Source organism: Levilactobacillus tangyuanensis, assembly GCF_003946545.1.
Classification (GTDB): Bacteria; Bacillota; Bacilli; order Lactobacillales; family Lactobacillaceae; genus Levilactobacillus; species Levilactobacillus tangyuanensis.
In genome coordinates, this window is record NZ_RHOA01000012.1 from 18164 (window position 1) to 32075 (window position 13912).

Genomic DNA, 13912 nt, shown 5'->3' on the forward strand with positions numbered 1-13912 from the left:
AAAGGATGGGTCACTCATGTTAGAACTAAAGGGCATTACTAAAAAATTCGATGGTAAAACAATCTTAGACCAAATTGATTTAACGGTGCCAGATGGTCAAATTCTGACGATCGTGGGACCATCTGGGGCTGGTAAAACGACCTTGCTTCGCTGTATCAGTGGCCTGGCAAGCGTCGACAGTGGATCGTTTCTACTCGATGGCGTGGCATTTGATCCAGCCACTAATCGGGATAACGATGCCGTAATCGGGGTGGTCTTCCAGGATTTCCAATTATTTCCAAACCTCACCGTCCTCCAGAACGTGACGTTAGCGCCAACGATGGTCTTAAAGAAGTCCGGCAGTGAGGCGGAACAAGAGGCAAGAAAATTGTTGAAACAGTTGAACCTGGAGGGCAAGGCCGACTTGTTCCCCTATGAATTGTCCGGGGGACAGAAACAACGGGTTGCCATCGTGCGGGCCTTAGCCATGCATCCCAAGTTACTCTGTTATGATGAACCAACCTCCGCCTTGGACCCCGACTTACGTCGCGAGGTCGAACAAATTATTCTCGACCTGAAACAGGAGGGGATGACCCAAATCGTCGTGACCCATGACATGCCATTTGCGGAGTCGATTGCCGACCAAATGTTGCGGGTCGAACCGAAAGCTTAGGAGGGACCAATTGGATGAAAATTAAACGTTTACGATTTTTAGTCATCCTAGGCCTGGTGGTTGGGCTGAGCGGCCTCCTAGCGGGGTGTGCGAAGACTAGTGTGACCCAACGGGCCGACACGGATGATACTTGGTCGAGTATTCAAAAGAAACATCGCGTGGTGATTGGGTTGGACGATAGTTTCGTGCCCATGGGCTTCCGCCAAAAGAGTGGGAAACTGGTTGGATATGACATCGATCTGGCCAAGGCCGTCTTCAAACTATATGGTGTGAAGGCCGATTTTCAAAGCATCGATTGGAATATGAACGTGACCGAGCTACACAACGGGACGATCGATTTAATTTGGAATGGCTTTTCCATCACGCCCCAACGTCAGAAGCAGGTGGCCTTCTCGGACACGTATTTGAACAACGACCAGGTGCTGGTTTCATTGAAGAAGAATCATATCACCTCATATGACGACATGCAGGGGAAAGTATTGGGGGCCCAAACCGGCTCGTCCGGTGCGAATGACATCGACACCTATCCCAAGCTGCTGAAGAACCGGATCAAGAATCACGATGCGGTCACCTATGATTCCTTCACCAATGCCTTCATTGACCTGAATGTTGGTCGGATTCAGGGGCTGTTAATCGACAGCACCTATGCCAATTACTACATCAAGCATCAGGCTCATCCCGGAGACTATCAGGTAACCGTTGGGGCCTTTCCTAAGGAACGTTTCGCGGTGGGGATGCGCAAGGGAGATGTGACCATGCGGCGCAAGATTAATGCCGGGTTGAAACGACTGGCCGCTAATGGTGATCTCAAGAAAATTAATGAAAAGTGGTTCGGCAGCAATGTCGATACACCGTTACTTAAGAATCGCTAAGCCGATATAATCCCGGGACCGCCGTTGTGACTGACGATGGTCCCGGGATTATTTCGTGGTCTTCGCTTGTATTTGCTCAGGGGTTCCCTTAAAATTAAAAGTCGATTGAACTTTTTTTACTAGAGGAGGCATTGGTTCGTGCGTGAACGTAAACCAGAGGGCGTAACCCTCGATGTATCATCCACCCAACAGTTTAAAACCATTGGAATTAAGGTGGACTTTGTGGCGCCACTAACTGTCGATGCCATTACTGCTCGGGCCCTATTGGCCCAAGTGTTGGAGACCAGTACGGAAGCCTATCCTACCCAAACTGCCCTGTCGCGAGAACTATCACGACTCTATGGCGCCAGTTTCGGGATTAGTGTCCTGAAGCTGGGGACGAAACACGTCATTCGCTTGACGTGCGCCGTTGTGAATGAAAAATACTTACAAAACTTTACCGATCAGCAACCGTTATTTGAACAGGCGATGGCCTTGTTAAAGGCAGTTATCTTTAAGCCATTGATGCCAGCTGGTCAGTTTGATGAAACCACGTTTAACCAACAACGGCAGAATCTATTTGCCGCCGTAAAGTCCTTGGACGATGACAAGCAATATTTGGCCAATCGACGTTTACAGGAATTGGTTTTCAAGGATGAACCGGCGCAGGCCATGAGTGCGTTAGGGAACATGACCACGCTGAGCCAATTGACTCGGGCGGACATTGCCGAGACCTACCGGGCCATGTTAGCGAACGATTCGGTTCACGTGGCGGTGATTGGCGACGTGACCGAAGAGCGCGTGGCAACCGCTTTGGCCGACTGGCCGCTGACCGATCGGACGAGCGATGAAAGCTCCCCTTACTTTGACTGGACGGCCCAGGATCGGGTAACCAACGCAGAGGATGTCGCCCCCGTCGTTCAGGCCAAGTTAAATTTGGCTTACCGTTTGCCAATCTATCGCAATGATGCCGATTTTTTGGCAACGACCGTCTTTAACGCGGCCTTTGGCGGGACACCACTGTCATTACTGTTCACCAACGTTCGGGAAAAGGCCAGCCTGGCGTATTACGCTAGCAGCAGCTATAATCCTTATTCGGGAACGCTGGGCGTGCAGACCGGGATTCAATTCAAGAATCGTGATCAGGTCCTGGCCATCGTTGCCAAGCAATTAGAGGCGTTGCAGTCTGGCGAAATGAGTCAGTCGTTGTTGGACGAGGTGAAGGCTAGCCTGCTGAATGCTCGGTTGGCGGCCTTGGATAGCCCACAGCGTCGGTTAACGGGACTGCTTAACCAGCAGTTGACGCGGCAACGCTTGCCACTAAAGGAATGGGAAGCCCAGTTGGCCGCCATTACGGTGGCGGATGTTCAACGGGTTGCCCAACAGGTACAATTGCAGGCCACGTACTGCTTACACGGGGGTGATCAGGTTGCTGAATAAAAAAGATTATCCAAAATTAGAAGAAAGCCGCAGCGTTACGACGTTGGCCAATGGCCTGAAGGTGATTTTGATTCCGAAGGCCGGCTTTCATAAGACCTATGCGTTGATGACAACGGACTATGGATCGATTGATAATACCTTTGTCCCACGCGACGGTCAGCCGGCCGTGCGGTATCCGGATGGGATTGCCCACTTCCTGGAACATAAGATGTTTGAGAAGGCCGACCACGATGCCTTTGACCTCTTTGGGGAATATGGTGCTAGCTCGAATGCCTTTACCAGTTTTACGCAGACCAGCTATTTATTTGCCACAACCAATCATTTACACGAAAACCTGGATATCCTATTAGACTTTGTTCAAGACCCCTATTTTACTGAAGCGACGGTTAATAAGGAAAAGGGAATCATCGGCCAAGAAATTCAGATGTACGATGATGATCCCGGTTGGCAGAGTTACTTCGGGATGATTGGGAACCTGTATCCTAAGGAACCCATGCATATTGACATCGCCGGGACCGTTGATTCGATCGCGAAGATTACCGCGGACGACCTGTATGCGGCCTATAACACCTTCTACCATCCTAGCAATATGAGCCTGATGGTCGTGGGGCAATTTGACCCCGATGAAATGTTGGGCTGGATTGAGTCCAATCAAAATGCCAAAACTTTCCCACCGGTCGTTCCGATTGAACGGGAACGGGGACCGGTTGCCACGCCAGATGAAGTGGTGGCTGAGACCACGCGGCACCTGTCAGTTAGTCGTCCCAAGATTAACATTGGTATTCGGGGCTTTGATGACGTTCCTACGGGGGCGGACGGCCTGAAATACAGTCTGGCCTTGTCGCTGGTGTTTGACCTGCTATTCAACGATACGAGTGATAATTATCTACGGTTGTATGATGCAAATATCATTGACGACAGCTTTGGCTATGATTTTCAGGTTCAACGAGACTCACACTTCGCCCAGGTGGCTGGCGATACCGATCAGCCCGATCAATTCGTGGCGGCATTGGCCGCAATCCTGGACCATGCGGAAGACCAATTAGTCGCCGCTCAGGACCAGTTTGACTTGGTTAAACGGGAGGCCATCGGTCGGTTAATTGGGGCCATTAATTCAGAGGAAGCCATTGCTAATCAATACGATGGTCCACTGTTTGGTGGGGCAACCATCTTTGATGAGTTAGCGGTGTTACAACAGATTGAGTTCCGTGACTTACAGGCCGCTGCTCAGGTATTCTGGCCTCAGAGTCGCCGAACGGTTTATACCATTCTGCCGGAATGAGGTTGAGGTTAAGAAACCGTTAAATCCAAAATTATCGGGGTTGTTGCTAAAAATGAAGCGGCGCCTATGCTATACTGCATTGTAGAGAAATCTTGAACAGGTGGAGAATTTAAACATGAGTGATAATAGTAAAATTACATTGGGAAAAACACTGCGCGATGCCCGTATTGCTAAGGGATTCACCCTTGACGATTTGCAGCAATCGACGAAGATTCAGAAGCGCTACTTGATTGCCATCGAAGACCAAAACTTCGATGAGTTACCAGGCGATTTTTATGTGCGGGCCTTTATTAAACAATATGCCGACATGGTTGACCTCGATGGGGCCGAATTACTGAAGCAGTTCGACAGCACATTGCCAAGTACGCAGACCCAGGAGTACGTGGACAAGGTTAACGAAAACAATCCAGAGACGCGGTCACAACAACGCAAGGTTGACGACCGTTACGTGAAACTACGTCGGACAATCCCGATTATTGGGATCGTGGTCGTGGTCTTAGTTGTATTGATTGGAATCTGGGTAGCCGCTTCACGGAGCGGTCATTCCACGACGAAGAACAACGTTGACAGCAGCTCAGTGAGCGTTTCTGGTAGTAGCACTAAGAAGAGCAGTAGCAGTAAGTCGAGTTCCAAGTCGACGTCTTCTAAGAAGGCCAGCGCCGCTAGCTTCAAACAGTTGAGTACGACATCAACTGGGTCTACTTGGGAAATGAAGCATGCGTCTTCCAAGCCAAAGATTTCCTTGTCTGCCACTGGCAGTGCTTGGACATCCGTGTCCATTGCTGGCTCAACGGTTTGGCAAGGAACGTTATCGGCTTCAACTTCGCATACCCTGACGGTGCCTAGCTCGGCAACCAGCGTGACCTTTAACTTTGGGAATGCCCCTGCAATGTCCGTTAAGGTCGATGGCAAGAAGTTTAAGTTTAACTCGGCTACTAGCACGAGTGCCGCTTCGTCGACGACGTCTAGCTCGACGACTACGGGTGCAACGACCACGACGACAAGTTCGAGCACGAACACGTCATCTCAGGTTCAAGCAGTGACCTTGGAATTCAAGTAATTTAAAGGCGGGTCGGGCCGTGACGGCCGACTCGTTTTTTATTGAGTGAAAATCCTAAAGGAGGATCTTTTCGTGAATTTACCCAATCGTTTAACCATCATACGTATTATTTTAATCCCCGTTTTCCTGCTACTTCTGGTTGTCCCTTTGAACTGGGGGGAAGTGGTCTGGTTAGGGACAACGATTCCCGTCACGCAAATCATTGGTGCCGTGGTGTTTGCCGTGGCCTCGATAACCGATTTTCTAGACGGGCAAATTGCTCGGCGACAGCATTTGGTGACCAACTTCGGTAAGTTTGCCGACCCGTTGGCGGATAAAATGATTGTTATGACGGCTTTTATTGTTTTGGTCGCCATGAAGGCCGTTCCCGCTTGGGGCGTTGCCATCATTGTTTGTCGTGAGTTGGCTGTCACTGGGCTGCGTTTGATCGTCGTTGAGACCGGTGGCCGAGTTCTGGCGGCCGCTTGGCCCGGCAAGATTAAGACGGCCACACAGATGGTCGGCATTATTTTATTATTGTTAAATAATATTGGCTTTGGCACCATTAATATTCCAATGGCGCTGATCTTCTTCTATGTTTGCTTGTTCTTCACGATCTATTCGGGAATCGATTACTTTGTACAAAATCGACAGGTCTTTGCCGATTCTTCGGCCGAATAGGGCCAAATAACCGCCGGTAGCTTACGGCGGTTATTTATTTGAAAAAATCGCGAAAAATAATGATGAATTGACGGAAGTAACTAGGTCATCTGAGGAGGGGTTAGACATGCGTGCAGAAGTCATTGCAGTCGGAACGGAAATGCTACTGGGACAAGTGGTCGACACTAATTCGGCCTTGATTTCTCGCCATTTAGCGGCGATGGGAATCGAGGTCTACCATCACGAATTGGTGGGCGACAACGCTGAGCGACTGGCAATGGTGATTCAACAGGCCAGTGAACGGAGTGAACTCATTGTGATAAGTGGGGGCCTCGGCCCAACGCCGGATGACCTGACTAAACAAACCGTCGCTCGGGTGTTGGGGCTGACGCTAGCGACTGATGAAGAGGCGCTTCAGCAAATCACGCATCATTTCGCCGTCACCGGACAACCCATGACCGCCAATAACCGCTTGCAGGCCTTATATTTGGCTGGCGGAGACGTCCTGACGAATAAAAACGGGCTGGCTGTTGGAAGCTTTTATCGGGCCAAACACGGGGCCGATGTGCTCTTGCTGCCGGGACCACCATCGGAGTTAACACCGATGCTTGAAGAGGTCGCGGTTCCATTGCTACGGCAGACCTACAAGCAAGACGAATTCTTGGATTCCAAGGTGCTGCGTTTCTTTGGCATCAGTGAGAGCCAGCTTGTGACGGATCTAGCCAAGCTCATCGATGGCCAAACCAATCCCACAATTGCCCCTTACGCAAAGCCTAACGAAGTCACCTTAAGGGTGACCGCGAGTGCTGATGATGCAGGAGAGGCTCGCCGATTGGTTGCGACTACCATTGACCAAATTAAGGCCCAGGTCGGCGAGTATCTTTACGGCTTTGGGGATGAGGGGAGTTTGGCCCAAGTCGTGGTCAAATTACTCATTGACCGGCATTTATCCATTACGGGTGCCGAGAGCCTGACGGCGGGATTGTTTCAAAGCACCTTAGGGGATGTTCCCGGTGTCTCGGCGGTCTTTCCCGGTGGCTTTGTCACGTATGCCAATACAGCGAAGGAACAGTTGTTAGGGATACCGGTCGGCGTGGTCGATCAGTACGGCGTGGTTAGTGCTGAGACGGCTAGGGAAATGGCGGAACGCTCTCGACAAAAGTTGGATACCGACTTTTCATTGAGCTTTACCGGCGTTGCCGGACCCGATGCCTTGGAGGATCACCCCGCTGGAACGGTTTGGCTAGGCTTAGCGCAACGTGGAAAGCAGCCTCAGGCACGCTTATTACAGCTGACAGGCTCTCGGACCCAAATTCGGGAGCGGAGTGTGCTCTCGGGCTTAGATTGGCTGAGAAGAACATTATTGGCCGTAAAATAAAGGCGAACTTTTGTTCTCTTTTTGCTTGCTTTTTGCTCGGCAAGCCGGTATAGTATTACTTGAAATGACGCAACCAAAGGAGGATTTGGATGGCTGACGAACGACAAGCTGCCTTGGATAAGGCACTTAAGCGAATTGAAAAAGACTTTGGTAAGGGTTCAATTATGCGGTTAGGCGATAACGCCAATATGCAAGTTGAAACTGTACCTTCTGGCTCGTTGGCTCTCGACGTAGCTTTAGGTGTCGGGGGTTACCCTCGAGGCCGGATTGTAGAAATCTATGGACCTGAATCATCAGGTAAGACGACGGTGGCTTTACACGCCGTTGCCGAAGTCCAGAAACGTGGGGGTACCGCTGCTTACATCGATGCCGAAAACGCTTTGGACCCAGCCTATGCCACTTCGTTGGGTGTAGACATTGACAGTCTCTTGCTGTCACAACCAGATACTGGGGAACAAGGTCTGCAGATTACAGACGCCTTGATCTCCAGTGGGGCGGTTGATATTGTGGTCGTTGACTCTGTTGCCGCGTTGGTTCCCCGTGCCGAAATTGAAGGCGAAATGGGTGATGCTCACGTTGGGCTACAAGCTCGACTGATGTCACAAGCCTTACGGAAGCTTTCTGGGACCATTAACAAGACCAAGACCATTGCCCTATTCATTAACCAAATCCGTGAAAAAGTCGGTGTGATGTTTGGGAACCCAGAAACCACTCCTGGTGGTCGGGCCCTCAAGTTCTATGCAACGGTTCGCCTGGAAGTTCGGCGTGCTGAACAAATCAAAGACGGTACCGATGTCATTGGTAACCGGACTCGGATCAAGGTTGTTAAGAACAAGGTAGCGCCGCCATTCAAGCGGGCCGAAGTTGATATCATGTACGGTAAGGGTATTTCTCAAACCGGTGAATTGATTGATATGGCCGTTGAAAAGGATATCGTGGATAAGAGCGGTTCCTGGTACTCTTACGGTGAAGACCGAATTGGTCAAGGTCGTGAGAATGCTAAACAGTATCTGACGGATCATCCTGACATGATGGCTGAAGTGAACAAACGTGTTCGGACAGCTTACGGTGTTGGTGATGCTGCCGATGATAGTCAGGCAAAGGGCGAGACCCCGGCTGCTGATAAGGCAGACAAGGCGAAGGCCAAGAAGACCACTGGTAAGGTCACAAAACCAGCTGATGGTCAGATGGAATTAACCCCTGATAAACCAAACAAGTAATTCAAATGTGAGCATCTTCGTCCGAGAGACGAGGATGTTTTTTTGGTTACGGTTTGACCGAATGGTTTCTGGTGAGTTTAGTTGACAGCGTTGGTGGCAACCATTAGAATTAGATTTGTGTCAATCATTATATAAACATCTAAAAAAGTCTGATTTTAAATTAGTCATTTTTGATGATGCGGAGGTGGAATCATGACTGTTCCAAATGTAATCCTCGCAATCATCGCTATCGTTGTTGGTGTCGTGGGCGGGTATTATTATCGAAAATCTGTTCATGAACGTCAGTTAGATGCTGCCAAGTACACGGCAAAAGGTGTACTGGCGGAAGCAAAGAAACAAGCTGAGACTGCAACTAAGGAATCCTTATTGGAGGCCAAGGAAGACAGTCACAAGTACCGTGCAGAGGTCGAAACAGAGCTGAAAGAACGTCGTGCCGAAGTTCAGAAGCAAGAAGACCGCTTGATTCAACGGGAGGAAACGTTAGACCGGAAGGACAATTCACTGGAAAAACGGGAAAGCTCATTGAATCGTCGGGACAAGAAGCTTAATGCTGAAGAGCAGAATTTAGCGAAGAAACAACAACAAGCAGACTCACTGATTGAAAAACGTCAGTCGGCGGTAGAAGCCGTCGCTGCATTATCCCAGGACGATGCACGGGACCTGATTATTTCAGAGGCCAAGACGGCTCTGGCAGGCGAACGCGCAAAGATGATCAAAGAAAGCGAAGAAACAGCTCGCAAGACGGCCCAGGCGAATGCCAAGGACCTGATTGTGTCTGCTATTCAACGGAGTGCTGCTGATATGGTGACGGAGACCACGATTTCTGTGGTGACGCTGCCTAACGACGACATGAAGGGCCGCATCATTGGCCGTGAAGGTCGGAACATTCGGACGTTAGAAACCTTGACCGGGATTGACCTGATCATTGATGATACGCCGGAAGCAGTTGTGCTGAGTGGCTTCGACCCATTACGGCGAGAAGTTGCTAAGATCGCGTTAGAGAAATTGATTCAAGACGGTCGGATTCATCCGGCGCGGATTGAAGAGATGGTGGCCAAGGCCAAGAAAGAACTGGACGAACGTGTCCGGGAGCTTGGCGAGCAAGCAACCTTCGATCTGGGGATTCATTCGATGCACCCAGAACTGGTTAAGCTCGTTGGTCGCTTGAATTTCAGAATTTCTCATGGGCAGAATGCTTTAGCCCATTCAATCGAAGTTGCCAAAATCACTGGGGTGTTGGCAGCTGAATTAGGTGAGGATGTTACGGTAGCAAAGCGTGCGGGATTGTTACATGATATTGGCCGAGCTGCTGAGCATGAAGATGACAACTCATACATCACAACTGGGACAGAATTAGCGAAGAAATATCGTGAAAGCTCAGTTGTCGTGAATGCCATCGCGGCTCAAGCAGATCAAACGGCACCACAGTCTGTGATTGCGGAACTGGTTGGGACTGCTGATTTAATTTCAGCGACCCGTCCAGGTGCACGTTCTGACTCCTTGGAAAGCTACATTCACCGTTTGGATAAATTGGAAACGATTGCCAACGCCTTTGACGGGGTTGACCACAGTTTCGCCATTCAAGCGGGGCGTGAAGTTCGAGTCATCGTGCGGCCAGAAAAGATTTCCGACACGGATGCTGTTGTCTTGGCACGAGACATCAAGAAACAAATTGAAGATGACTTGGATTATCCAGGCCACGTCAAGGTTTCCGTCATTCGTGAAGTTCGGTCAGTTGAATATGCAAAGTAAGTCAGAGAAGCTAGGCCATTTGGTTCTAGCTTTTTTACGTCGTCAAAGGATAAAGCATGGTAAAATAGAAAGTATTTAATAGACCAGTGGGCGACAGTTCGGAACCCAGCGCGGTTCTAAGATAGGGGAACGATAATGCGAATTCTTTTTGTTGGTGATGTTGTGGGAAATATTGGGCAGGCCATGATTCATGAGTACCTGCCACAGTTGAAACGAGACCTAAAGCCCCAGGTCACCATTGTGAACGGTGAAAATTCTACGCCGGTTGGTCGTGGGATCAGTCAAAATATTTATAAGCAACTCTTGAAGGATGGGGCCGATGTGGTCACTATGGGTAATCATACGTGGGATAACGCCGAGCTCTATGACTTCATCGGTAGTGCCAAGCGACTGGTCCGGCCGGCTAACTTCCCTGGGAATGCGCCAGGACAGGGCTGGACTAAGGTTAAGGTGAACCAACAAACCTTGGCCGTCGTGAATATGCAGGGACGGGTCTTCATGAATCCAATGGACGATCCCTTTGCCAAGATGAAGACGCTCTTACCCGAACTGGACACCGACTTTGTCTTTGTCGACTTTCATGCGGAAACGACGAGTGAAAAGCGGGCCTTTGCCATGCGCTATGATGGTCAACTCTCGGCAGTCGTTGGGACTCACACCCATGTTCAGACCAGTGACGCCCAGGTGTTGGCCGGCGGCACGGCATTTATGACCGAAGCCGGGATGACCGGTCCCGCCGACAGTGTTCTCGGGATGCAAGCCGATAGCGTCATTGAACGGTTTGAGAATCAACGACCGACACGGTATACCGTGCAAGAAGTCGGACCGGGCCTGTTGTCTGGGGCCGTGATTGACTTGAACGACAAGACGGGACATGCGACCAGCATTCACCCCATCCTGATTAGTCCGCAACACCCCTACCAAAGCTAACGATAACGGAAGGATGAACCATTTTTCATGACGAAAGCTAACGTGACGCCAATGATGGTGCAATATCAAAAAATCAAAGACCAGTATCCCGATGCCTTTTTGTTCTATCGGCTAGGGGACTTTTATGAAATGTTTAATGAGGATGCCGTGAAGGGGTCGCAACTCCTGGAATTGACACTGACCACGCGGAGTCACAGTGCTAAGAACCCCATTCCGATGTGTGGCGTGCCCCACAAGGCGGTTCAGAATTATATTGATATTTTGGTAGACCAAGGCTATAAGGTCGCCATTTGTGAACAAATGGAGGACCCAAAGCTGGCCAAGGGAATGGTCAAACGGGAGGTTATCCAACTGGTAACGCCCGGGACCCAGACCGATACCGGGGCGGCCGGCGCTAAGCGTAATAACTACTTAACGGCGCTGACGATGCCTGGTGAAAATCAATTTGGCCTGGCCTATACGGACCTATCGACTGGTGAATTGAAGGCGGCCGAACTGACCAGTATGGATACTGTGGTCAATGAACTCATGAGCCTGCAAACCAAGGAAGTGGTGGTGGATGAGACCATCGCCGCTGATTTCCAGGATCGGATTCACCAGCTGGGCATGCTGATTTCCCATCAGGATGAGATTCAGGGGAGTTCTGAAGTGAGCTACGTTGAACAGGACCTGGACACACCCACCTTGAAGCAAGTGGTTGGCCTCTTGGTGACCTACGTCACGGTCACTCAAAAGCGGAGTCTGGCCCATTTGCAGCGGGCAGTGGCCTACGAGCCAGCGGCCTTTTTAAAGATGGATCATTCGTCGCAAGTGAACCTAGAGATTACCCAAAATCTACGGACCAAGAAAAAATCAGGGACCCTGTTGTGGCTGCTCGATGAAACCAAGACGGCCATGGGTGGCCGGTTATTGAAACAGTGGCTGGATCGGCCCTTGATTGATCGGGGGACGATTGAGGATCGCCAGGCTAAGGTGGCCGCGTTACTGGAACACTACTTCGAACGCAGCAATTTACAAGAAGAACTCGTGAAGGTCTATGACCTGGAACGATTAGCCGGCCGCGTTGCTTTTGGGAGCGTGAATGGCCGCGACCTGATTCAGTTACAGACGTCCTTGGAACAGGTACCCCAAATCGAGCATACCATTGAAGAGCTGGGCGATCCCATTTTCAAATCTCTTCTGCAGAATCTCGATCCCGTAAGCGATGTCGCCGATGCCATCCGCGAGGCCATCGTGCCAGAACCACCAATATCGGTCGCCGATGGTGGGGTTATTCGCGATGGGTTTAACGCCCAGCTCGATGAATATCGTGACGCGATGCGCCATGGTAAAACTTGGTTGGCCGAGATGGAAGCCCATGAGCGAGAAGTCACCGGTATCAACAATCTAAAGATCGGTTACAACCATGTCTTTGGGTACTACATCGAGGTCACCAAGGTTAATCTCGACAAACTACCGGTGGATCGCTACGAACGAAAACAAACGCTGACGAATGCTGAGCGATTCTCCACGCCGGAATTAAAAGAAAAAGAACAATTAATTCTTGAGGCTGAAGAGAAATCAGTGGCTCTCGAATACCAATTGTTCGTGACCTTACGCGAGCAGGTGAAGACGGCGATTGGTCGTCTGCAAAAGTTAGCAGCGATCATTGCCAGTCTGGATGTCTTCCAAAGCTTTGCCGTGGTTAGCGAGGATTATCATTTCGTTCAACCCAAGTTGGTGGCTGGACATAACTTGAAGATTACCCAGGGACGCCACCCGGTCGTCGAAAAGGTATTGGGTCGCCAGACCTATGTGCCTAACGACGTCACCATGGATCCCGAGACCAATATTCTCCTGATTACGGGTCCCAACATGTCGGGGAAGAGTACCTACATGCGGCAACTTGCTTTGACCGTGATCATGGCCCAGATGGGGTGTTTCGTTCCGGCCGAGGCCGCCGAGATGCCCATCTTTGACCAGATCTTTACACGAATTGGGGCGGCCGATGACTTAATCTCCGGTCAGAGTACCTTCATGGTGGAAATGCAGGAGGCCAACCGTGCCCTGAGTCATGCAACGGCGAACAGTCTCATCTTATTTGATGAGATTGGCCGAGGAACGGCGACCTATGATGGGATGGCACTGGCGCAGGCCATTATCGAATATGTTCATAACCGGGTTCACGCTAAGACCTTGTTCTCAACGCATTATCACGAGTTGACGGCCCTAGCCGATAGCCTAAAGGAATTGAAGAATGTCCACGTTGGCGCGGTTGAACGCGACGGTGATCTGGTCTTCTTGCATCAAATGCAACCGGGTCCGGCGGATAAATCTTACGGGATTCACGTCGCTAAGCTAGCAGGAATGCCAAACAGCTTGTTGAGCCGGGCGGAAGTCATTCTGCAGGCGTTAGAAGATGAGGCGGCCCAGTCGGCTCCAACCTTATCCGTCACGTCGGCAGCGGCTGAACCTGATTCTGCGGCGACTTCTGCGGCCGTCACGGTGTCACAGCCAGAACCTGAAACTGAACCGGATCCAGTGGCCAATGAAACCGCCGTCGATCAGCAATTATCCCTCTTTGGGGATGCGGCTGATCTGACGCCGGCTCAGGCCAAGGTCCTTAAACAAATATCCGGTCTGAATCTCATGGGGATGACCCCCATGGCCGTCATGAATGAAGTCTATAAGTGGCAGCAAAAACTGAGTAAGTAACGTAGAAAGGAGGC

Annotated in this window: 11 protein-coding genes; all 11 read left to right on the forward strand. The window is 50.4% G+C overall.

The genetic code is table 11. The annotated features are described in order from the left end of the window. Window positions 1–16 precede the first annotated feature (16 nt). The 11 genes from EKM96_RS08365 (at window position 17) to mutS (ending at window position 13898) form a co-directional block, all read left to right on the forward strand. The gene (locus EKM96_RS08365) at window positions 17–652 is read left to right on the forward strand and encodes an amino acid ABC transporter ATP-binding protein (protein WP_125642467.1); all 636 of its coding nucleotides are present in this window, start codon (window positions 17–19) and stop codon (window positions 650–652) included. A 14-nt stretch (window positions 653–666) separates the two neighbouring features. Further along, window positions 667–1524: an amino acid ABC transporter substrate-binding protein gene (locus EKM96_RS08370; RefSeq protein WP_125642470.1), complete on the forward strand. Its 858-nt coding sequence runs from the start codon at window positions 667–669 to the stop codon at window positions 1522–1524. A 138-nt stretch (window positions 1525–1662) separates the two neighbouring features. Further along, window positions 1663–2943 carry an EF-P 5-aminopentanol modification-associated protein YfmF gene (yfmF, locus tag EKM96_RS08375; protein WP_125642473.1) on the forward strand — a complete coding sequence of 427 codons (1281 nt, stop codon included), beginning with the start codon at window positions 1663–1665 and terminating at the stop codon, window positions 2941–2943. Beyond that, a complete protein-coding gene (yfmH, locus tag EKM96_RS08380) occupies window positions 2936–4225 on the forward strand; it encodes an EF-P 5-aminopentanol modification-associated protein YfmH (RefSeq protein ID WP_382336252.1) in 1290 nt (429 codons plus the stop codon). The genes yfmF and yfmH overlap by 8 nt, the downstream gene beginning before the upstream one ends. A 115-nt stretch (window positions 4226–4340) precedes the next feature. Next, on the forward strand, window positions 4341–5285 hold the full coding sequence (locus EKM96_RS08385; protein ID WP_125642479.1) for a helix-turn-helix domain-containing protein: 945 nt from the start codon (window positions 4341–4343) through the stop codon (window positions 5283–5285). A gap of 72 nt (window positions 5286–5357) precedes the next feature. Then, window positions 5358–5945, forward strand: coding sequence for a CDP-diacylglycerol--glycerol-3-phosphate 3-phosphatidyltransferase (gene pgsA / locus EKM96_RS08390; protein ID WP_125642481.1), 588 nt, complete (start codon window positions 5358–5360; stop codon window positions 5943–5945). Between the two features lie 106 nt (window positions 5946–6051). After that, complete coding sequence (locus tag EKM96_RS08395) at window positions 6052–7302, forward strand: competence/damage-inducible protein A (RefSeq protein WP_125642484.1); 1251 nt, start codon at window positions 6052–6054, stop codon at window positions 7300–7302. An 89-nt stretch (window positions 7303–7391) separates the two neighbouring features. Continuing rightward, window positions 7392–8522 (forward strand): recombinase RecA, encoded by a 1131-nt coding sequence (recA, locus tag EKM96_RS08400; RefSeq protein WP_125642487.1) that lies wholly within the window; start codon window positions 7392–7394, stop codon window positions 8520–8522. A gap of 192 nt (window positions 8523–8714) precedes the next feature. Next, on the forward strand, window positions 8715–10274 hold the full coding sequence (rny, locus tag EKM96_RS08405; RefSeq protein WP_125642490.1) for a ribonuclease Y: 1560 nt from the start codon (window positions 8715–8717) through the stop codon (window positions 10272–10274). 135 nt (window positions 10275–10409) lie between these two features. Then, window positions 10410–11204 (forward strand): TIGR00282 family metallophosphoesterase, encoded by a 795-nt coding sequence (locus EKM96_RS08410; protein WP_125642493.1) that lies wholly within the window; start codon window positions 10410–10412, stop codon window positions 11202–11204. Between the two features lie 27 nt (window positions 11205–11231). After that, a complete protein-coding gene (gene mutS, locus EKM96_RS08415) occupies window positions 11232–13898 on the forward strand; it encodes a DNA mismatch repair protein MutS (protein WP_125642496.1) in 2667 nt (888 codons plus the stop codon). Window positions 13899–13912: the final 14 nt, after the last annotated feature.